Origin of the sequence: Pseudomonas syringae group sp. J248-6, from assembly GCF_032586995.1 — a bacterium.
In the GTDB taxonomy this organism is placed as follows: domain Bacteria; phylum Pseudomonadota; class Gammaproteobacteria; order Pseudomonadales; family Pseudomonadaceae; genus Aquipseudomonas; species Aquipseudomonas amygdali.
In genome coordinates, this window is the sequence record NZ_JAWHOP010000001.1 from 297,080 (window position 1) to 317,964 (window position 20,885).

General features: G+C 58.2%; 18 protein-coding genes and 2 tRNA genes. 9 read left to right on the plus strand and 11 right to left on the minus strand.

Annotation, left to right across the window (positions count from 1 at the left end):
* Nucleotides 1-6 precede the first annotated feature (6 nt).
* Entirely contained in the window at nt 7-642 is a 636-nt protein-coding gene (locus RYC17_RS00845) for a TetR/AcrR family transcriptional regulator (protein WP_057453035.1), read from the minus strand.
* A 142-nt stretch (nt 643-784) separates the two neighbouring features.
* On the opposite strand from RYC17_RS00845, the gene RYC17_RS00850 reads away from it, so the two are divergent.
* The 6 genes from RYC17_RS00850 to RYC17_RS00875 all read left to right on the plus strand — a co-directional run bounded on the left by RYC17_RS00850 (nt 785) and on the right by RYC17_RS00875 (nt 5,918).
* Nucleotides 785-1,864: a nitronate monooxygenase gene (locus RYC17_RS00850; protein WP_316902211.1), complete on the plus strand. Its 1,080-nt coding sequence runs from the start codon at nt 785-787 to the stop codon at nt 1,862-1,864.
* Nucleotides 1,865-1,965: 101 nt separating this feature from the next.
* Nucleotides 1,966-2,733 carry a molybdate ABC transporter substrate-binding protein gene (gene modA / locus RYC17_RS00855; RefSeq protein WP_058409475.1) on the plus strand — a complete coding sequence of 256 codons (768 nt, stop codon included), beginning with the start codon at nt 1,966-1,968 and terminating at the stop codon, nt 2,731-2,733.
* The gene (modB, locus tag RYC17_RS00860; protein WP_058409474.1) at nt 2,734-3,414 is read left to right on the plus strand and encodes a molybdate ABC transporter permease subunit; all 681 of its coding nucleotides are present in this window, start codon (nt 2,734-2,736) and stop codon (nt 3,412-3,414) included.
* A 3-nt stretch (nt 3,415-3,417) separates the two neighbouring features.
* The gene (gene modC / locus RYC17_RS00865) at nt 3,418-4,506 is read left to right on the plus strand and encodes a molybdenum ABC transporter ATP-binding protein (RefSeq protein WP_316902214.1); all 1,089 of its coding nucleotides are present in this window, start codon (nt 3,418-3,420) and stop codon (nt 4,504-4,506) included.
* Between the two features lie 88 nt (nt 4,507-4,594).
* Nucleotides 4,595-5,665: a DNA topoisomerase IB gene (locus RYC17_RS00870; protein ID WP_316902216.1), complete on the plus strand. Its 1,071-nt coding sequence runs from the start codon at nt 4,595-4,597 to the stop codon at nt 5,663-5,665.
* A gap of 167 nt (nt 5,666-5,832) precedes the next feature.
* Nucleotides 5,833-5,918: transfer RNA gene (locus tag RYC17_RS00875), tRNA-Leu, on the plus strand.
* Nucleotides 5,919-6,210: 292 nt separating this feature from the next.
* Here the strand turns inward: RYC17_RS00875 and RYC17_RS00880 are convergent.
* The 5 genes from RYC17_RS00880 to RYC17_RS00900 all read right to left on the minus strand — a co-directional run bounded on the left by RYC17_RS00880 (nt 6,211) and on the right by RYC17_RS00900 (nt 9,908).
* Nucleotides 6,211-6,399 (minus strand): hypothetical protein, encoded by a 189-nt coding sequence (locus tag RYC17_RS00880; protein WP_316902218.1) that lies wholly within the window; start codon nt 6,397-6,399, stop codon nt 6,211-6,213.
* Between the two features lie 398 nt (nt 6,400-6,797).
* Nucleotides 6,798-7,472 (minus strand): lytic polysaccharide monooxygenase auxiliary activity family 9 protein, encoded by a 675-nt coding sequence (locus RYC17_RS00885; RefSeq protein WP_316902220.1) that lies wholly within the window; start codon nt 7,470-7,472, stop codon nt 6,798-6,800.
* Between the two features lie 168 nt (nt 7,473-7,640).
* Nucleotides 7,641-8,027: a VOC family protein gene (locus tag RYC17_RS00890; protein WP_230016277.1), complete on the minus strand. Its 387-nt coding sequence runs from the start codon at nt 8,025-8,027 to the stop codon at nt 7,641-7,643.
* 1 nt (nt 8,028) lies between these two features.
* Nucleotides 8,029-9,042, minus strand: coding sequence for an isopenicillin N synthase family dioxygenase (locus tag RYC17_RS00895; protein WP_219169084.1), 1,014 nt, complete (start codon nt 9,040-9,042; stop codon nt 8,029-8,031).
* Nucleotides 9,043-9,269: 227 nt separating this feature from the next.
* Entirely contained in the window at nt 9,270-9,908 is a 639-nt protein-coding gene (locus tag RYC17_RS00900; RefSeq protein ID WP_058402839.1) for an isochorismatase family cysteine hydrolase, read from the minus strand.
* Nucleotides 9,909-10,100: 192 nt separating this feature from the next.
* On the opposite strand from RYC17_RS00900, the gene RYC17_RS00905 reads away from it, so the two are divergent.
* Nucleotides 10,101-10,478 carry a YceK/YidQ family lipoprotein gene (locus RYC17_RS00905; protein ID WP_004665266.1) on the plus strand — a complete coding sequence of 126 codons (378 nt, stop codon included), beginning with the start codon at nt 10,101-10,103 and terminating at the stop codon, nt 10,476-10,478.
* 86 nt (nt 10,479-10,564) lie between these two features.
* Here RYC17_RS00905 and RYC17_RS00910 read toward each other — a convergent pair.
* From RYC17_RS00910 to RYC17_RS00930, 5 genes are all read right to left on the minus strand, one after another.
* Nucleotides 10,565-10,638, minus strand: a tRNA-Cys gene (locus tag RYC17_RS00910).
* A 200-nt stretch (nt 10,639-10,838) separates the two neighbouring features.
* A complete protein-coding gene (locus RYC17_RS00915) occupies nt 10,839-12,578 on the minus strand; it encodes a tannase/feruloyl esterase family alpha/beta hydrolase (protein WP_058409468.1) in 1,740 nt (579 codons plus the stop codon).
* Nucleotides 12,579-12,692: 114 nt separating this feature from the next.
* Entirely contained in the window at nt 12,693-14,102 is a 1,410-nt protein-coding gene (locus RYC17_RS00920; protein ID WP_122259974.1) for an efflux transporter outer membrane subunit, read from the minus strand.
* Nucleotides 14,102-17,248, minus strand: coding sequence for an efflux RND transporter permease subunit (locus RYC17_RS00925; protein ID WP_058409466.1), 3,147 nt, complete (start codon nt 17,246-17,248; stop codon nt 14,102-14,104). The genes RYC17_RS00920 and RYC17_RS00925 overlap by 1 nt, the downstream gene beginning before the upstream one ends.
* 2 nt (nt 17,249-17,250) lie before the next feature.
* Entirely contained in the window at nt 17,251-18,453 is a 1,203-nt protein-coding gene (locus RYC17_RS00930) for an efflux RND transporter periplasmic adaptor subunit (protein WP_316902226.1), read from the minus strand.
* A 144-nt stretch (nt 18,454-18,597) separates the two neighbouring features.
* Here RYC17_RS00930 and baeS point away from each other — a divergent pair, with 144 nt between their 5' ends.
* Together baeS and RYC17_RS00940 are read left to right on the plus strand one after the other, a co-directional pair.
* Nucleotides 18,598-19,989, plus strand: a complete 1,392-nt coding sequence (gene baeS, locus RYC17_RS00935; RefSeq protein WP_316888766.1) for a sensor histidine kinase efflux regulator BaeS — start codon at nt 18,598-18,600, stop codon at nt 19,987-19,989.
* 5 nt (nt 19,990-19,994) lie between these two features.
* Nucleotides 19,995-20,669 carry a response regulator gene (locus RYC17_RS00940; RefSeq protein ID WP_044299798.1) on the plus strand — a complete coding sequence of 225 codons (675 nt, stop codon included), beginning with the start codon at nt 19,995-19,997 and terminating at the stop codon, nt 20,667-20,669.
* Nucleotides 20,670-20,885 lie beyond the last annotated feature (216 nt).

The following is a 20,885-nucleotide window of genomic DNA, read 5'->3' on the forward strand; positions in this document are numbered from 1 at the left end:
AAAAAGTCATTGCGGCAAACCACGAAGGTAACCGGCAATGAACGTGTTCAATGGTGTGTCGCTTTTGACCAGCCGGGCGCGAAGCACCGCCCCTTCCCAGCCGATCCAGAAAAACGCAGCCAATTCATCGCAATCGGCGCTTCTGGCCAACTCACCATGCGCCTGTGCGGCCCTGAGGCAGCAGGCCAGCTTTGACTGCCAGTCCAGCAGCGTCTGCTCCAGTACGTCACGAAACCCTTCCGGCAACAGACCGACTTCCTGGCCTAGATTGCCGACCATGCAACCGCGTCGATAATCATGCCGCGCCATGCCGCTCTTGGCGCTCTGGACAAAACCGACCAGTCGCTCCAGTGGTGAAAGCGCTTCGTCCAGCAGCCAGTGGTCCAGCCGCTGTGCAAAATAGCGGGCGTATTCATCCAGTACCGCCCGGCCGAAGGCTTCCTTGCTGGTGAAGTAGTGATAGAACGAACCTTTGGGAATGCCGATTTCCTTGAGGATGTAATCCAGCCCGGTGGCCGAGAAGCTTTGCTCGGTCAGCACTTCCAGACCACGGCGCAACAGTGCCTCGCGGGTTTCGAGGTTGTCGCGGTCCACTTTCGGTGGCCGCCCGGGGCGTCTGGTTTTTACAGGCAATTGAGTCATGCAGGAATATTAGACCGATCGTTTTTTATGTCAACCTCTCCGCGCGGTCTATGTTTTGCGCCGGAAATGCCGTTTGCCATTCACGCTATTCTCGCGCTCAATGCCATGTACATGACTGCCCGAATACAAGCCGGAGAAACACATGAGCCAATGGCCGGACACCCGCATTATTGACCTGTTAACGATAGAGCTGCCGGTGCTGCAAGCGCCTATGGCCGGAGCCACCGGATCACAAATGGCTATTGCTGTCGCGAAGGCTGGCGGGCTGGCATCGCTGCCCTGCGCAATGCTGACCCCTGAGCAAATCGAACAGGAAGTCACCACCTTTCGGCAACATACCGGCAATCTGCCCCTGAACCTGAACTTCTTCTGCCATCAGGCTCCGGCCTACGATGCCGAACGCGCCGAGCATTGGAAACAGGCACTTAAACCCTATTACGAAGAGTTGGGGGCCGATTTCGATGCACCGACGCCCGTCTCCAGCCGTGCCCCTTTCGACAGCGCCACCTGTGCTCTGGTCGAGCGCCTTAAGCCGGAGGTGGTGAGCTTCCACTTCGGCCTTCCCGAGCGAGCGCTACTGGAACGGGTCAGAGCCACCGGGACAAAGATCATTTCCTCGGCGACCACGGTCGACGAAGCCGTCTGGCTGGATCAGCATGGCTGCGATGCGGTCATTGCCATGGGCTACGAAGCCGGTGGTCATCGGGGCCTGTTCCTCAGCGATCAACTGCACACTCAGGTCGGCACTCTGGCGCTGGTGCCGCAAATAGTGGACGCCGTGCGCATTCCGGTCATCGCTGCGGGTGGTATTGCAGATGGTCGCGGGGTTGCGGCGGCATTTGTTCTGGGTGCCTCGGCGGTTCAGGTAGGTACGGCGTATCTGTTCTGCCCTGAAGCCAGCGTCAGTGCACTGCATCGCCAGGCGCTGCACGCTGCAACGGACAGCCAGACTGCGCTGACCAACCTCTTCACCGGGCGTCCGGCGCGCGGCATCGTCAACCGGATCATGCGCGAAGCTGGCCCCGTCAGCCCACTCGCCCCTGCGTTCCCTCTGGCAGGCGGTGCCCTGATGCCGTTGCGCGCACAAGCGGAAAAACAGGGCAGCAGTGACTTTACCAACCTCTGGGCAGGTCAGGCAGTTGGTATCAAACATCAGTTGGGTGCGACCGAGCTGACTCGGCAACTGGCTGAAAACGCGCTGAAAATTCTCTCACCCCGGTAAAACAGTGCTTTCAGAACAACAGGCTATCGCTATATATTTAACTATATAGCGAAACGCCTTTATTTCGACGGCGTGCGTTTTCATCATCAAGGAGCTGTTCCATGCGAACGACCACGCTGCGCGCCATTCTCAAGTTCTCTGCCCTGGCCTTCGCCGTATCAGCTACAGCCAACGCGTTTGCCGACGAGGTGCAGGTCGCCGTCGCGGCCAACTTCACAGCGCCCATCCAGGCGATTGCCACTGACTTCGAGAAGGACACCGGCCACAAGCTTGTTGCCGCGTTTGGCGCTACCGGTCAGTTCTACACACAGATCAAGAATGGTGCCCCTTTCGAGGTGTTCCTGTCGGCCGATGACACCACCCCGGCAAAGCTTGAGCAGGAAGGCGACACCGTCAAGGGCTCGCGTTTCACTTATGCGGTGGGCACTTTGGCGCTGTGGTCTGCCAAGGACGGTTATGTGGACAGTAAGGGCGAAGTGCTCAAGACCAATCAGTATCAACACTTGTCCATCGCCAACCCCAAGGCTGCCCCTTATGGTCTGGCAGCGACACAAGTGCTGAGCAAACTGGGCCTGACCGACGCAACCAAAGCCAAAATTGTCGAAGGCCAGAGCATTACCCAGGCTTACCAGTTCGTTTCCACCGGCAATGCGGAACTTGGCTTTGTGGCCCTGTCGCAGATCTACAAGGACGGCAAACTGACCAGCGGGTCGGCCTGGATCGTGCCGGACGCCCTGCATGACCCGATCAAGCAAGATGCCGTCATCCTCAACAAGGGCAAGGACAACGCCGCTGCCAAGGCGCTGGTCGAGTACCTGAAAGGCCCGAAAGCCGCCGCCATCATCAAGTCCTTCGGATACCAGCTGTAAATGCCACTGGGAAGTGCCGACATCGCGGCGATCTGGCTGACACTGAAGCTGGCGTCATTGACCACCATCATCCTGTTGATCATCGGCACGCCCATCGCGCTGTGGCTGGCGCGCACTGATTCATGGCTCAAGGGGCCGATTGGCGCGGTCGTCGCCCTGCCCCTGGTTTTGCCGCCGACAGTCATCGGCTTTTATCTGTTGCTGTTGCTTGGCCCCAACGGAGCTGTGGGCCAGCTTACCCAAAGCCTGGGACTGGGCACACTGACTTTCAGCTTTGCCGGACTGGTGATCGGCTCGGTCCTGTACTCGATGCCTTTCGTCGTCCAGCCGCTGCAGAACGCATTTGCAGCCATTGGCACCCGTCCGCTGGAGGTGGCAGCCACCTTGAGAGCGGGTCCATGGGACACGTTCTTCCACGTGATTCTGCCGCTGGCAAAACCCGGCTTTATCACTGGGGCGATTCTGGGGTTCGCGCACACGGTCGGCGAGTTCGGCGTGGTGCTGATGATTGGCGGCAACATTCCCGAGAAAACCCGCGTGGTGTCGGTGCAGATTTTCGATCACGTCGAGTCCATGGAGTACCTGCAAGCACACTGGCTGGCCGGAGCGATGCTGGTGTTCTCCTTTCTGGTGCTGTTGGCACTGTATTCCAGCGGTAAATCCAAAGCAGGATGGAGCTGAGTCATGGCCTCACCGATAGAAGTCCGCCTGCACATGACCTACCCGGATTTCACCGTGCGTACCGACCTGACCCTGCCGGGGTCGGGCATCACAGCACTGTTCGGGCCTTCAGGCTCGGGCAAGACCACATGCCTGCGCTGCATTGCCGGGCTGGAAAAAGCTGGCCAGGGCTTCATTCGTGTTCATGATGAAGTCTGGCAAGACACTGAAAAAGGCGTTTTCCTCGCTCCGCACAAACGGGCGATCGGCTATGTATTTCAGGAAGCCAGCCTGTTCCCGCACCTGTCCGTGCGGGCCAATCTGGAATTCGGCCTGAAACGCATCCCGCGTCAGCAGCGCAACATTCAATTGCCGCAGGCCGCTGAACTGCTCGGTATCGACCATCTGCTGGAGCGCAGCCCTGACAAGCTGTCCGGTGGGGAGCGTCAGCGCGTGGGCATTGCGCGCGCACTGTTGACCAGCCCGCGCCTGATGCTGCTCGACGAACCTCTGGCGGCACTGGACTCCAGGCGCAAAAGTGAAATCCTGCCGTACCTCGAACGCCTGCATAGGGAGCTGGACATCCCCATGCTGTATGTCAGCCACGCTCAGGATGAGGTTGCACGCCTGGCAGATCATCTGGTGCTGCTTGAAGCCGGCAACGTACTGGCCAGCGGCCCGATTCGCGAAACACTGGCGCGGCTGGACCTGCCACTGGCCATGGGCGGCGATGCGGGCGTGGTCATTGAAGGCACGGTCAGTGCCTATGATCGTCATTACCAGTTACTGAGTGTGACGCTGCCCGACAGCACATTGTGCATGCGCGTCGCACACGCCGAAATGCAGATCGGCACCCTTCTGCGCGTCAAGGTTCAGGCCCGGGATGTCAGCCTGAACCTGCAACCCGACGATCAAAGCAGCATTCTCAACCGCTTGCCGGTCACGGTGGTGGAGGAAGCGCTGGCTGACAACTCGGCACATGTGCTGGTGAAACTGAACGCCGGGGGCACGCCTTTGCTCGCGCGCATCACGCGCTACTCCAGTGACCAGTTGAACCTGCACAGAGGCCAGTCGCTCTGGGCGCAGATCAAGGCGGTTGCCGTACTGGCCTGATGCCCTGAAAAACCGGTCAGTCAGCAAATAAACGGCACCACGGTAAAAGACCGAGGTCAGTGTTTTTAACTGCCTTTGGAAATTAGCCATGCCTGACTCGACTGCCATCAGCCAGCCCGCCAGTGACCTGCATTATGTAGACGACACTCAGCCGGGCCTTACGCGCAAGGTACTGCGCGGCAAATTCGCCTACTTCAACATTGAAGGTGAGCGCATCAAGGACGAGTCGGAGATCAAGCGCATCAACGCGCTGGCGGTCCCGCCCGCCTACACCGATGTGTGGATCTGTGCCGACCCGATGGGCCACCTGCAGGCTACCGGACGTGACGCACGCGGCCGCAAACAATACCGCTACCACCCGCGCTGGCGCGAGATACGCGACCAGGACAAATACTCGCGCCTGATAGAGTTCGGTCATGCGCTGCCCAAGGTGCGCAAACAGATCGAAGCACAACTCGCGCAGCCGGGCATGGGCCGGGAAAAAGTCATGGCGACGGTCATTTCATTGCTGGATGCGACGCTGATCCGCATCGGCAACAGCCAGTACGCCAAGGAAAACCGCTCATACGGCCTGACCACGCTGCGCAACAAGCATGTCGAGGTAAAGGGCGGCCAGATCCTCTTTGAGTTCCGGGGTAAAAGCGGCGTTGAACACAAGGTCAGCGTCAAAGACCGGCGCTTGGCCAATGTGATCAAGCGTTGCATGGAATTGCCGGGACAAAACCTCTTTCAGTACCTGGACGAAGATGGCGTGCGCCATGCGGTGACGTCATCCGATATCAACGCCTACCTGCAAAGCCTTACCGGCTCGGATTTCACCGCCAAGGATTACCGGACCTGGGCAGCGAGTGCGCTGGCGCTCGCGACGTTGCAGAAACTGCATTGGGAGCCGGAGGCCGACGCCAAGCGGCACATCGTCGATATGGTCAAGGCGGTCTCGAAACAACTGGGAAACACCCCTGCCATCTGCCGAAAATGCTACATCCACCCCGCAGTACTGGAAGGCTTCCTGCTCGGCAACCTGGCCAAACTCCCCCGCTCCCGACAACGCAAAGGCCTGCGCCTGGAGGAAGCCGCACTGGCGAGCTACCTGCGATTACTGGCTGACAAGGTCGAGGCTGTAGTGAGCGATGCGGTGGTAAAAGAGAGCAAAGCCTGAGCCGTCTGAACGCGGCACGTCAGCCTTTGCTCCAATAAAATTTCGTAGCCTCATGATTTACCAAGCATTTCCGGCAGGCAAAAAAGCGGCATTCCGAGTCATTTGTGACGCTTTCAAGCTTGCTTCATGGGGGCCGGGTGTATATATTCCCTGCTCTTGGCGCTACCGCCCCGATGGCGAAATTGGTAGACGCAAGGGACTTAAAATCCCTCGTCCTTTGGACGTGCCGGTTCGACCCCGGCTCGGGGCACCACATATAGATCAAGGGCTTACGGGGCATTTTGCTCAGTAGGCCCTTTTGTTTTGGTCCGCAAAAACAGTCGTGGTCCGCAATTCCAAAAAAACTCCTTCTCCGGCGTCCTGCCGACGAACACGACTCCCCAAATCTGAAGCACTCAAGCACTGCACGCCCTCACCGCGATTAGGGGTCACTCCACGTACGTCAGGTACACCAAAAAAGGTCAACGCCACCGTGGTTCCGTTCAGCGAGATTTCGAGGCAATAGCAGATACCAGGCGCGGTCATGTAGATCCCGGCTCTAATGTCTATTTTTCTCTGAATACTCTTGTGCAGATTCGATCGATAACAAATGCCATCGCGATCATCCAGCCGACGAAAAATACTGTCCGTGTGCCGTGATCTATTCCAGGTATCTCAAACCCAAGCCACGCACCGGCAAACATCAGAGGCACAAACAAAACAAGGGCAAGCAATCGTTCTAAAAGCCTGCTCACACTTGAAACTCCACATAAAAAGCGTGAGTCAGTTTAAGCCTCTTCATGTTGCCAAAGCCCAAGGCGCTGACTTCTCGCCCTCGGAAATATGCAAGGCTACTCTTTCAATTGAAATGGGTCTTAAAACCAAAACCATGAAGACGGTTCAGCAAAATCCACCTGAGATAGTCTATCGACGGGACGATGGCGACCGTCTCATGTATCGCTGCAAACTGGAGGATGAGCGAGTCATTTGGAGAACATGCCTGAGCGATACCGGCGAATGGGGTCGCCGGGGCTTGCTCCGCAGTCTTCACGTCTGTCGCTGCACTCCAGTAACCTGAACACCCAAAATGCAAGACGGAAGCCGAGCCTGGAAGCACTCGGCGGTTAAACCGCAGACCTTGCAGAATGCCGATTTACTCACCAAAATCGACATCAAATGCTTGATAAAACGCCATGGGCGACTCTGCAACAATCCAGAGCAGAAGAATGCAATGGTGACCCTTTTTGCCCTCTGGCAACACTGCCGAATCTATTACTGCCGGCTCAAGCTCACCGCGGTGTTTGTCAAAAGGCTGAAGAAGGGAAATTTTTTCGTCAAAAGGTTTCTCTTGAAAGTGGTTGCGAGTCAATCGGGTGCTCTCGTCCCATCCATCCTTGGTAATGAACCAACGATAACCACGCGTCACATGAGTCGCTTCATACCTCCAGGTTACGTCAAACGTACTCCCACTTTTCACGCTCAGGCGAGGCCAGCCTTCAGTGTTAAGGATGCCCTTCTTTTTCAGTGCATCAGTGAGTTCGGTATCGGTGTAATTCAAACAGTCGCGCTCATCAATCCAGCCTGCACTCATTATCAGTCCATCTACTGGCGGGACAGCACTATCAACATCGCCATCTGGATACTCGTCTGTGCGAGGAAAATCGTGTGCAGGGCCTTCTAATTTATCAGGGAAGTTTTTGCCGCTTTCTATTCCGTGCAGATGCCACTCCAGTACCATCCCCTGATCCATGGCATACGAGCCCCGCGATGCAGGCTCGATAACCCTGCCGTGTCTGGGTTGCTTACTATCAGATTCGCTCATTTCCATATCCCCAATTCTTGAATCAGGCATGCCTTGCCTGTTGCACAATTGAAGACCTGCTTCCATGGGCCGGATAGCTAGCAGTACAGCCAGTAGATTTTTCTGTGAAAACCTGAAACGTGAGGGCTGGTGAACTGCCCAACCCGCCACCGTTGTTGTACGTGCCCGCAGCACTTAAAGCATGAAGTTAATCCGAAATATATTCCCCTCGGGGTCCAGCAAAACCGACTGATACCAATGGTAATACGTCAGATACGGCGCCTTGATCAATCGCGCACCCAGCGCCACTGCCTGAGGCACCAACCTGTCCACCTCGGATTGCTCATCGACATCAATGTTGAGCAGAAACCGGCAACCGGTGCTACCAGTAAACTCATCCAGCCCCAACAATTCGTAGGCATCGAGTGCATTGAAACCGATGCAGGATTTGCCTGTGTCCAGCCCACGAAAAATCGGCGATCTGATCGCCTCGATTTCACTGAAGCCGAACAGCTTTGAGTAAAAACCGCTTAAACCGATGATGTCCTGCGCGAACACGTTGACGTATGAAAGTGTGCTCATGTCAGGCCACCTTGCTGCCGCCGAAGGTCGTCTGTTTGACGAACTTGGCCAGCAAGTGATCGCCCGAGGTGACCGGCGCGTGCCGTGGCGCGGTGCCAGGCGGCAGGCAACCGGGCAGGCACTCGATCAAGGTGTCATAGTTGGGTTGATGGAAGAACACCAGTGACTGCCGACGGTTGTCCTGCTCACTGCTAATGGGCGGGTTGACCACGCGGTGCAGGGTGGAAATCCACTGATCGTTGGTCCACTGCATCATCAGGTCGCCGATGTTGACCACAAAACCGTTCTCGACATAGGGCACATCGACCCATTCGCCTTGCTGATTACGTACCTGCAAGCCACCCAGCGCATTGTCGGGGCGCACAATGGTCAGGCTGCCGTAGTCGGTATGCGCGCTGGCGCGCAGCTGGCCGGCCTCGACTTCGGTCTTGATGTCCGGGTAACTCAGGCTGCGGAACATGCTGATATGCCGGTCGATTCTGTCATCAAAAAAGCACTCATCCAGTTCCAATGCGAGGGCAAACAGGCGCATCAACGATTGCGCCAGTTCACTCATCGCCTCGAAATAAGCTTGATAAGCCTCTTTGAACCCAGGCAGCAATGCCTCGGCAGGCCAGACATTCGGCGCGAAGTGCGAGCCTGCTTCAGCGTTGTGGTAATAATCTTCGTTCGGCACGTTGCTCGGCCCGATGGAGAAGGATTCCTTCAGATCCCCCGGCGCACTTTCTTCCAGAGAATACGACAGGCTCTCCTCGGCTATCGCACTGTAACCACGCACCATCTCCGGGCTGGGACGATCGACCTTGCGTTTTTCCGCCAGCGGCAAATCAAAGAACTGGCGGGTCAAACCGGATACCCTATCGATAAGTTCTTTGGGAATCTGGTGCTCGGTGATTACCAGAAACCCAATATCCTTGCACGCTTGATTGACTGCCTGCGCCACGGCTGCCTTGCCGTCCGGTTCTCCTGAAAAATAAGGGGCCAGGTTGATAATGGGCACATAGTGCAGAGTCATACGGCTGCTTCCTCTCGCTGACACGGTGCGGGAAAGTTTCACCGGCAAGGGTGAAGGTCAGCGAGACGAGAGCAGAAAGCATGCCACTGCAAGAATTCACAATTCATACAAACAGTTAGCCGTATCGACCGTTCAAGCCAGATCAAACGGTCTGAAACGGAACGCATGGTTTGAATGCGCACAGATGAAAAACGGCCCAGAACTGCGCACATTTATCTGCCGTGCGGCTACGCACTTTCTATACGCCGGATGACCTCGGCGGTCGTGGCGACCTCTCCGAACTCATAGGCAATAGTCGTCAGCGATATACGCTGAACGTCTGCGGCTGAAACTGCACCAAAACCGACATCCGGGTAGTCCATCGCAGCATTGGCGTCACTCAGGGCGATAACCTTGTATTCCCGGTGCACGCCGTCCCTGATCGTGGTTTCACAACACACGTTGGCGACAGTACCGCAGACGATGATCGTATCGACATCCCGCGCACGCAGCACCGTGTCCAGGTCCGTGTTGTGAAAGCCGCTGTAGAACAGCTTGTCGACAATCACATCACCTGACTGAGGCGCGAGTGCTTCGATCACCTCAACGTCCGGATCATGCCGGGCCAGTATCTGATCCACATTCGGGTACAAATCGCGCATGCGCCCGGTGTCCGAACCATCGCCGCGCACGATATGGCGCAGATAAACCACCGTCACCTGAGCAGCTCGCGCGGCCTGCAGCAGCTTCTGGATCGGCTGGACGATATCCGCCGTACTTTTTACGTACAGCGCTCCAGTGGGCTCACAAAAGACTTTTTGCATGTCTACGACGATGACCGCCGTTCTGCGCGGGTTGATCGGCCATCGGACAAGGGGTTTGCTCATCGGGTTTACCTCGGTTATGCCTGACAGGCTGGTTGGGCATGGCAAGCAATAATCGTGCTGCATGTGACAGATCAATTCCCGGCGAAACAACCATCCATTGAACACCCACGGCGATCATGCAACACCACGGGCATGTGCCTCGCGCGCTCGCTCTGCCGTCCCAATTGCATTGAAAACACAAGGAACGTAGTCATGAAGCCAGGTTTCGTAACGCAAAAAGAGTCATGTGTGCCTCATCTGAAAATTCAGTGCCTGCTATTGCTCACGCTTGCTTTGACGGGATGCGGAACAATCAACACAACGTTCAGGCCCGATTCCGTCGCAGGTGAAAAGCTCACTGACTGGAAATCAAATTGCTCCTCCATTCCGCGCGTTTACAGCGGAGTTATGCTCGATTTCTGTGAACTGAACGCAGAGCCCAAACAGAGTAGCGCTTATCAGAAGACCAATGCTCCCGAGTGGGTTTTACTGGACATGGGCTTATCAGGCATCGTAGATACACTGCTCCTGCCTTACACGATTTATCAGCAAAACCAATACGGCTATATCAACGCAAGCCGCTTTAAATAGCGGCTGAGCTCGGTTTTCGGACCCCATCACTTTCATCGCGCCCAATAAAAAACCCCGCAGACGTTAATCTGCGGGGCTTTGAATAGTGGAGGCCGAGGTCGGAATCGAACCGGCGTAGGCGGATTTGCAATCCGCTGCATAACCATTTTGCTACTCGGCCTCAAACGAAAGATGCTTCACTTAAACATCAAACGTATTTTCATTTCGCGGGAAACCGGTATTTCTTTGGCTTCCAACCCATTGAATCTAAAGGGTTTTTTTCAATTCCTCGCTCAGGAATGGACGCAATTCTGTACTGGTTCGCATGTCATGTCAAGAACGAGGAGAAAATAATTCGCTCACTGTGCGCAGGTGTAATGGCTAATCAACCTGACGCTCCAGAGGCGCATACGGTTTGAAGAAGCCTGCCCCCATCCAGTGCGGTGTTTTTTCTGTGGTCAATGGCTGGGCGCGCTGGTAGCTGTTAGCGTTTTTTGAGTAGCCCTTGTGGTCGTACTCGGCCATGAACGGGTACGGAAAGACCTTGCGGGTACGTCCGCGATTACCGACGTTTTCCTTAACCATCGATGCTGGCAGGGCTTTTGGCAGCGGTCTCTGCCGGTTGCCGGCCTTCTCGGGGCCTGCCTGTCGGGCAACAATGGCATCCGGTGCCTGGCTTTTTTCAACCCAGGCCATGATCGGCGTCAGCAGATCAACCAGACTTGGCCCTTCCCCGCCGCCGCAGTGATAAACACCGGGCAACATATATAGCCGTGAGAACGCCTCGGTGCGTGTCTTGCCCATCTGTGCTTCGACCGCCTCGTGGTACGCCAGAGTGTTGAGCGGCGAGATGTTCGGGTCGGCCCAGCCGTGCCAGAGAATCAGCTTGCCGCCGCGGCTGGCGAATGGTGACAGGTCCGGGTTGGTGGCATCGTATAGCGCATGCAGCGGGCGTAGTTGATCAAAGGTTTTCTTGTCGAAGTTCAGTGCGTTCAGATCGAAATCCGCGCTCGGGTTCTTTTCGAACACCACATTGCGAATGGCCTCCAGTGCAGCCGTTTCGCTGTAGACGGTCTGATCGGCGCTGACCGGTACGAATACGCCTGCCCAGGCCAGTTCCGAGCCAGGCTGCGGCCCGCCCAAGGTCAAATGTTCGCCACTGACAGGGTCTTTCGGCCCCTCGTAAAAACGTCTGACAGCAGCCACTTCTTCTGCACTCAGGCAGTTGGCAGTGTCGGCTGCTGTCTTGCATTGCAGTACGGCGGGGTCGAAGTGGCAGATGCGTGGGTCGGATACAAGGCCATCGATTTGCCCGTCCAGCACATCACATTGGGCGAGTACGGCCTTGTGCAGCAATGGCAGTCGGGAAGCGAGGAGAATCGGCTTGCCGTCTGCCCCTCGGTTGGAGCGGGCCATCCAGCCGTGGTACAGCGTTTTCTGTACCTGAAAGTTGAGCGCAGGAGCCCCGGCGATGATGCCGTCGAAATCGTCCGGGTAACGCTGGGCCTCGATCAGGGCCTCGCGGCCGCCGTCCGAGCAGCCACTGAAGTAGGCGTATTCGGCTTTGCGGCCATAAAACGCGGTAATCAGTTTTTTCGACGCCAGCGCGGTGAGGTGCACGCCACGGTGAGCGAAATCGGCGCGTTTCTGCGGATCGTCGCCAAAATGGTTATCTGCCGCCTGATGCCCCATGTCGGTGGAGGCTACTGCAAATGCACCGGTATCAAGCGGCTTACAGCCATCAGCGGCGCGCACGGTCGAGTTTATGTTGCCACACAGCCCACCGCAGCCGACTTGCAGGTAGCGTTGTGCCCAGGTGCCAGTGGGCAGTTCAAGCCTGAAGTTTATCTGCGGTGCCAATCGGCCTTCCACGGCACACACTGCTACATCGTTGCGCATCGACTCACTGGCCGATAGCACGCGACTGCCCTGCCCGCCGATATCATTGAGGTCCACGCCAGTCAGCGCAGAGCACGCGCTGACTGGCTTGACCACCGCAAGCCGGGCAATGTTGTCGGCAGTTGCAGAGGACGGCGTACGAGCCTGGGCTGGCGTCTGAATGATGAGTGAAGTGACCAGCAGCGACAGAGCGCGGACGTACTTCGGCTGGGAGGGTTTCATGAGAACTCCTGTTCATGAAGGATCAAAACCACAGTGCGAGCACCTAAATGACCGCACTGCAGGTAAGGGTAAAACGTTTAAGCCAGGCAATTATTCAAAGGCTAGTAGAAAAAGTCACCCCGGATTCCATCCGCCGCCCATGACCTTGTAGAGCGTTACCCGGTTGCTCTGCTCGGTGAGGCGAAGGGAAATCAGCTCCTGCTCGGCACTGTACAGCGAGCGCTGGGACTCAAGTGCCTCCAGATAACTCTGCGACCCGCCGCGATACAGGGCATCGGCCAGTTCGTAGCTCCTGCGGCTGGCATCGGTATAGGCCTGTTGTGCGGCAACCCGCTCGTCCAGCGTGCTGCGCACCGCCAGCGCATCGGCCACCTCTTTGAAAGCAGTCTGAATCGTCTGCTGATAGGTCTGGATCTGAATCTGGTTTTCGACCTTGGCCGAGTCAAGCGTGGCCCGATTGGACCCGCCATCGAAAATCGGCACGCTGATGCTCGGCGCAAAGCTCCATGCGCCGGTCCCGGACTTGAACAGACCTGACAGGCTCGAACTGGCAGAACCTGCACTGGCGGTCAGGGTGATGCTGGGGAAGAACGCGGCACGCGCTGCGCCAATGTCGATGTTCGCTGCTTTGAGGCTGTGTTCGGCGCTCAGCACATCCGGACGACGTTGCAGCAGGCTGGAGGGCAATTCGTCCGACACCTGCACCAGTTGCGCCACGGATGCCACGTCGGCAGTGGGCAGAAGCTCTTCCGGCAGATCGCTGCCCACCAGCAGACGCAGGGCGTTGCGGTCCTGAAGAATCTGGCTTTTATATTGCGCCACATCGCCCCTCGCCGATTCGACCGTTGTCTGCGCCTGGGCCACTTCCAGCCCGGAAGAACCGCCCAGCGCATGACTGCTTCTGGTCAGGTCGTAGCTTTGCTGCTGGCTGGCCAGCGTATCCTCGGCCAGTTTCAAAAGCTGGTTGTCGGCAGCCAAGGTGAGCCAGCCGGTCGCCACTTCGGCAATCAGGCTGATCTGCGTGCTGCGCCGGGTTTCGGTCAAGGCCAGGTAATCCTCAAGCGCTTCGTCCTGAAGGTTCTGAATGCGCCCGAACACGTCCAGCTCATAGCTGCTCAAACCCAGCTGCGCGCTGTACTCGTGGCTGATCGACGACTTTCCGGTCATCGAGGTCGATGACGATGTGCGTGTATGCGTGCCGCTGCCGCTGGCATCAATGGTCGGCAGGCTCGCTGCACGCTCGATACGGTATTGAGCCTGGGCTTTCTCGACATTCAGGCTGGCCAGGCGCAGATCACGGTTATTCACCAACGCCAGGGTTTGCAGACGTACCAAACGCTTGTCGGTGAAAAAGTTCTGCCAGTCGATATCCGTGGGCACGCTGCCTGACGCAACAGGTTGGCCCGCCGTCGCCGCCAGCCATTGGTTCGATACAGGCGCTTCGGGGCGTTGATAATCCGGAGCCAGGTTGACGCAGCCTGTGAGCAGCGCCGTGACAGCCAGCGAAGGCCAGAAAAGACGCATCATGCTTCACCTGTAGATGTGGATTGGGCAACCGGAGCATTGCCTGCAGAACGACTGAAGCGGCGACGGACTTCGACGAAGAACAGCGGCACCAGAAAAATACCCAGCACGGTGGCGCTGAACATACCGCCCAGCACGCCAGTGCCGATTGCATTGCGCCCAGCCGAGCCTGCGCCGGTGCTGAGGGCCAGCGGCAGCACACCGAACATGAACGCCAGCGAAGTCATCAGAATCGGACGCAGTCGTTGCCGGGCAGCAATGAGGGTGGCTTCATGCAGGCTTTTTCCCTGTTCCTGAAGGTGCTTGGCGAACTCGACGATCAGAATCGCGTTCTTTGCCGCCAGGCCGACGGTGGTCAACAGCCCGACCTGAAAGTACACGTCATTGCTCAAACCGCTGAGCCGCGTCGCCAGCACCGCGCCTACCACGCCCAGAGGCACCACGAGCATGACCGAAAACGGTACTGACCAGCTTTCATACAAGGCCGCCAGGCAGAGGAACACGAACAGCACTGAAACCGCGTAGAGCATGGGCGCCTGAGAGCCGGACAAACGCAGTTGGTAGGACTGTCCGGTCCACTCGTAACCGATGCCTTCGGGAAGCTGCTTGATGATTGCTTCAACAGCATCCATTGCTGTCCCCGAGCTGACACCTGGCGCAGGATCACCCACCACTTCAAGCGACGAATTGCCGTTGTAGCGTTCCAGCAAGGGCGAGCCGTAGCTCCAGCTGCTGCGGGCAAATGAAGAGAACGGGACCATTTCGTCATTGCTGTTGCGCACGAACCAATGGTTCAGATCGGCTGATTGCATGCGCGAAGCAGCCTCGCCCTGCACGTAGACTTTCTTCACTCGGCCCTGATTGAGAAAGTCATTGATGTAGCTGCCGCCCAGCGCAGTCGACAGGGTCGAATTGATGTCGCTGGTAGACAGGCTCAGTGCACCGGCCTTGCGATCATCGATGGTCACTTTTAACTGCGGAGTGTCGTCCAGGCCGTTGCTGCGCACGCCCAGCATGCTCGAGTCCTTTCTCGCCAGCTCGATAAACTGCTCGCGGGCCGCCACCAGTGCCTCATGCCCCACACCGCCGAGGTCCTTGATCTGCACATCAAACCCCGAACTCTGCCCCAGGCCGCGTACCGCAGGCGGCTGCATGACAAACACGCTGGCGTCGCCAATGCTTGCCAGCGCCAGAGTCGCCCGCTGCGCCACCTGCGCGGCACCCTGCCCCTTGCCGGAACGCTCACTCCAGTCCTTGAGCTTGATGAACGCCCTGGCAGTGTTCTGGCTGTTACCGCCCATCCCCAGCCCGGAGATACTGATCAACGCCTCGACTTCCGGCTGTTTGAGCATGTAAGCCTCGAACTGCCTCATCACCGCCTGCGTACGGCTGTCAGTAGCGCCAACCGGCAGCTGGATCTGCGCCATCAGCGCACCCTGGTCCTCATCCGGCAAAAACGACGTGGGCAGGCTGACATAACCCACAGCCATGGCCACCAGCACCAGCACGTACACCAGCAGAGCCCGTCCACGATGTTTGATCACACCGCTAACGCCTCGCTGGTAACGGTCGGCGCTGCGGTCGAAGGTGCGGTTGAACCAGCCGAAAAAGCCGCCCCGTTGTGCATGCAACTGAGCATCCGAGGCTTTGAGCATCGTTGCGCACAACGCTGGCGTCAGGGTCATTGCAACCAGTACAGAGAGCAGCATGGCCGAAACAATGGTTACCGAGAACTGCCGATAGATGATCCCGGTGGACCCGCTGAAAAAGGCCATCGGGATGAATACGGCGCTCAGCACCAGCGCAATGCCGATCAGCGCACTGGTAATTTCATCCATTGATTTGCGGGTCGCCTCCAGCGGGCTCAGTTGCTCTTCGCCCATCACCCGCTCGACGTTTTCCACCACCACAATCGCATCGTCGACCAGCAGGCCGATGGCAAGGACCATGGCGAACATGGTCAGGGTGTTGATCGAATAGCCGAACAGCGCCAGCACGCCGAACGTGCCCAGCAGCACCACCGGCACGGTAATCGCCGGAATCAGCGTGGCGCGCAGGTTCTGCATGAACAGAAACATGATCAGCACCACCAGTACGATTGCCTCACCCAGCGACTTCACCACCTCTTTGATCGACAGACTCACGAACGGTGTCGTGTCATAGGCAATCACTGTCTTCAGTTGCATCTGCGTGGGGTAGAACGGCTCCAGTTCCTTGAGTTTGGCCTTGATCGCTTCGCCAACGCTCAGCGCGTTTGCGCCTGACGCCAGTTGAATGCCCATTGCCGCCGCTGGCCTGCCATTGAGCGCCGAGTTGATGTCGTAGCTCTCGCTGCCCAGCTCCACTCGCGCCACATCGCGCAGGAGCACGACAGCGCCGTCACTGGAAGATTTGACGACCACGTTCTCGAACTGCTCAGGCGTCTGCAGCTTGCTGCGGGCGCTGATGGTCGCATTCAGTTGCTGCCCGGCCACCGCCGGCAAGGCACCCAACTGTCCTGCCGAAACTTCGGTGTTCTGCGCCTCCAGCGCCGAGCTGATGTCGGAGGGCATCAGTGCGTACTTTTCCAGCCTGGCCGGGTCCAGCCAGATACGCATGGCGTAACCCGAACCCAGGGTCTGCACGTCGCCGACGCCATCTATACGGCTGAGTTGGTCGAGCAGCGTGCTGGAAATGTAATCACCTATCTGCGTACCCGTGACACTTTCGTTATCGGATGCCAGGGCAACCAGCATCAGAAAATCGGAACTGCCCTTGGTCACCGTCAAACCTTCACTCTGCACGCTTTGCGGCAAACGTGATTCAGCCTGTTGCAGCTTGTTCTGCACCTGCATCTGCGCCACATCAGGGTCGGTGCCTGCGGCGAAGGTCAGGTTGATGCTCGCACTGCCCGCAGAGCTGCTGGAGGCGGACATATAAGTCAGCCGGTCCAGCCCCTTCATCTGCTGCTCGATCACCTGGGTAACCGAGTCTTCGACGGTCTTGGCCGATGCGCCAGTGTAGGTGGCGGAGATTTTTACCGTTGGCGGCGCGATATTGGGGTATTGCTCAAGCGGCAGCTGGCTGATGGACAACCCGCCGGCGAACATGATGCAAATGGCAATGACCCAGGCGAAGATGGGGCGATCAATGAAGAAACGAGCCATGTTCAGCGCTCCTTCACGTCAGTGGCAGCGACAGTGCCGCTCGGCGATGGCGAATTCGGGCTGTCGGCGTTCTGAACACTGACTTCGGTGCCCACCGGCGTTTTCTGCCCGCCCTCGAGCACCACCTGCTCATTGGCCTTGAGCCCGCTGCTCACCCACCACTGGTTGCCCACTGTGCGGTCGACACTGATCACCCGCTGCTCGATCTTGCCGTCGACCACCAGTAAAACGGTGGTCTGGCCGCTGGCACTGCGGGTGACGGCCTTTTGCGGAATCAGAATCGCGTTGTGATCCTGCGCCTGCTCCAGCACCGCCACCACGTACATGCCGGGCAGCAACAACCGCTCTGGATTGGCAAAGCTGGCACGCAGCGTCACGGTACCAGTGCCTTCGTTGACGCTGACGCCACTGAATTGCAGGCGGCCGTCGTGGTTATAAGTGCTGCCGTCATCCAGCTTGAGGGTGATTCGGGCTTGCCCATCGCCGTTGGTTTGCAGCTTTCCGCTGGCCAGGTCGCGCTTGAGACGCAGCAACTCGGTGGTGGACTGCGTGACATCGACGTAAATCGGGTCCAGTTGCTGAACCGTGGTCAGCGCCGTGTCCTGCTGGGCCACCACCAATGCGCCAGGTGTGACGGTCGAGGTCTCGATACGGCCACTGATGGGCGCGGTAATACGTGTATATGTCAGGTTGATGCGCGCGGTCTGTACATCGGCCTCCGCCACTTTTACCTCGGCCGCAGCGGTCAACAGACTGGCTTCGGCGTCTTCTTTATCCTGCTGGCTGATGGCATCTATCTTTGCCAGCCCTATATCTCGCTTGGCAGTTGCCTGCGCCGATTTGAGCGTGGCACGGGACTTGGCGAGCGCGGCCTGTGCCTGTGCCAGCGCAGCCTGGTAAGTCGCGCTATCGAGTTGATACAAAGGCTGACCGGCCTTGACGTCAGCCCCCTCGACGAACAGCCGCTGCTGAACGATGCCACTGACCTGAGGACGGATCTCGGCGACCATGAACGCTTGAGTGCGCCCCGCCAGCTCGGTGGTCAGCGCCTGGCTGCGCGGCTGCACAGTGATGACCGAAACCGTCGGTTTTGGCGCAGCGGGCGGCGAATCATCCTCTGAACAACCGCTTAGAAGACTGATAAGGGCTGCGTAGATGACAAAGGTCACCGTCATCAGGTATTTGGCGAAAATCTTGCTCGACATGTTTGCCTCAGGACGTTGTGGCGAAAGCCTGATGTCAGAGTGCGAGGCAAATGTGCAGGAAAATTGAAGATTGCTGCGCCGACTTGAAACTTGCGGTCACGAAGGCCTAAATGGACGCCGTCTTCAGGGAAAACCCAAGCCTTCATGAAATCGAGCATCTCCACCAAACTGTTTGTCGCGGTGCTGGCCAGCGTGCTGTCGGTGATCCTGATCATGGGTCTGACTGCGAACTGGAGTTTTGCCCGTGGTTTTCTGGGTTATCTCAACGAGCAGGCCATGCAGCGTATGTCGCCGGTCCTGCCGCGTCTGGCAGTGGCCTATGCTCGCGAAGGCAGTTGGGAGTTCATGCGTGACAACAAGGATCGCTGGTTTGAGGTGATGCGCCCGGAGCCCGCACAGGACTTCGCCATTCCCGGACTGGCAACACCCCCCACTTCCGATCTGACTGGTGCAGTGTTTCGAATCGCCCTGCTGGATGCGCAGAAGAACCTGGTAATGGGGTTTCCGGGCGTGCATGACGATGAGTTCATGCGCCCGGTGGAAGTCGCCGGCAAAATCGTGGGCTGGCTGGCCGTCACACCTTTTCAGAGCGTCAGTGAAGCGGGTGGCGAGCGCTTTCAGCAGTACCAGCTGCGCGCCAGCCTGGCGATGGGTGTGCTGTCGCTGCTGCTGGCCGTGCTGATTGCCTGGTGGATTGCCCGCACGCTGCTCGACCCGGTCAAACGTGTGGCCGCAGCAACCCATCGGCTCGCCGCCGGGGAATACAGCAGCCGAGTGGCGGTTTCCTCCAATGACGAGGTCGGTCAACTGGCGCGCGACTTCAATCAGCTGGCGTACACCCTGGAGCGCAATGAGAAGATGCGCCGCGAATTCATGGCCGATGTCTCCCATGAGCTGCGCACCCCGCTGTCGGTACTGCGTGGCGAACTGGAAGCCATCGAGGATGGCGTGCGCACACTGGATCAGGCGTCGATGAAGTCCCTGCAGGGCGAAGTCGGCATGCTCAGCAAGCTGGTGGATGATCTGTATGAGCTGTCCCTGGCGGATATGGGCGCCCTGACCTACCGCAAGGTCGACTGTGATCTGGCGGAGCTGCTGACGAATATCACTGACATGTTCGAAGAGCGTTGCGCAGCGCGTCAATTGAGTTTGCAGCTGGAACTTGCGACTCAACCCTTGTCGGTACACGCAGACCCAGGCCGCCTGCAACAGTTGATCAGCAACCTGCTGGAAAACTCGGTGCGCTACACCGATGCCGGTGGCACGGTGCAGGTTCGCGCAGCCATGCGCGATGATGAAGTACGTATCGAAGTCATGGATTCCGGCCCCGGCGTCGATCCCGCACAATTGCCCAGGCTGTTCGAACGATTCTATCGCGGTGAAACATCCCGTAACCGCGCCAGCGGTGGTGCGGGTCTGGGGCTGGCGATCTGTCACAGCATCGCCCTCGCCCACGGCGGCACCCTGAGCGCCGACCACTCGCCTACAGGCGGCCTCTGGCTGACCCTGTGCCTGCCTGGACGGCTGCGACCATGACCTCCATGACCACCGAAACGCCGATTCTCATTGTCGAAGACGAACCCAAACTGGCATCGCTGATGCGCGACTACCTGATCGCTGCCGGTTATTCGACCCATTGCCTGAGCAACGGTCTGGAGGTAGTGCCAGCAGTCAGAGCCCAGCCGCCGCAACTGATCCTGCTGGATATCATGCTGCCCGGTCGCGATGGCATGGACATCTGCAGGGAGCTGCGCAGTTTCAGCGCCGTGCCCATTGTCATGATCACCGCGCGGGTCGAGGAAATCGATCGTTTGCTGGGCCTGGACCTCGGTGCGGATGACTACATCTGCAAACCGTTCAGCCCGCGTGAGATGGTAGCCCGCGTCAAGGCAATACTGCGTCGCACTTCCTCAACCGACCCGCACACGCCCAAGGGTTTGCAGGTGGACGAAGCGCAGTATCAGGCCTCGTTCAATGGTGTCAGCCTGGACCTGACCCCGGTTGAACTGCGCCTGCTGGCCACTTTCGCCCGCTCGCCGGGTCGGGTCTTTTCCCGCGACCACCTGCTCGACAGGCTCTACTCGGATCATCGCGTAGTGACCGACCGCACAGTGGACAGCCACATCCGCAACCTGCGTCGCAAACTGGAGCAGGCCTGTCCTGGTCAGGACCCGATCCAGTCGCTTTACGGCGTGGGCTACAAGCTTGAGCTTTGACCGTCACAGCGTTGAGCACACGTCATCATCCATGCCGTTCCAAGCACTCAACATCGGACGCGGAGCGTCCAGAACGGCATGCGACGCAGAGCGACGCACGATAGTTACGATGATCGTTCCGCGCGCTCGGCGTAGGAATTCCTGTCGTGACGCTCCGCGTCACAAATCTGCGCCGCGCCGTAACCTCAAGACCGGACGCAGAGCGCCCAGAACTGC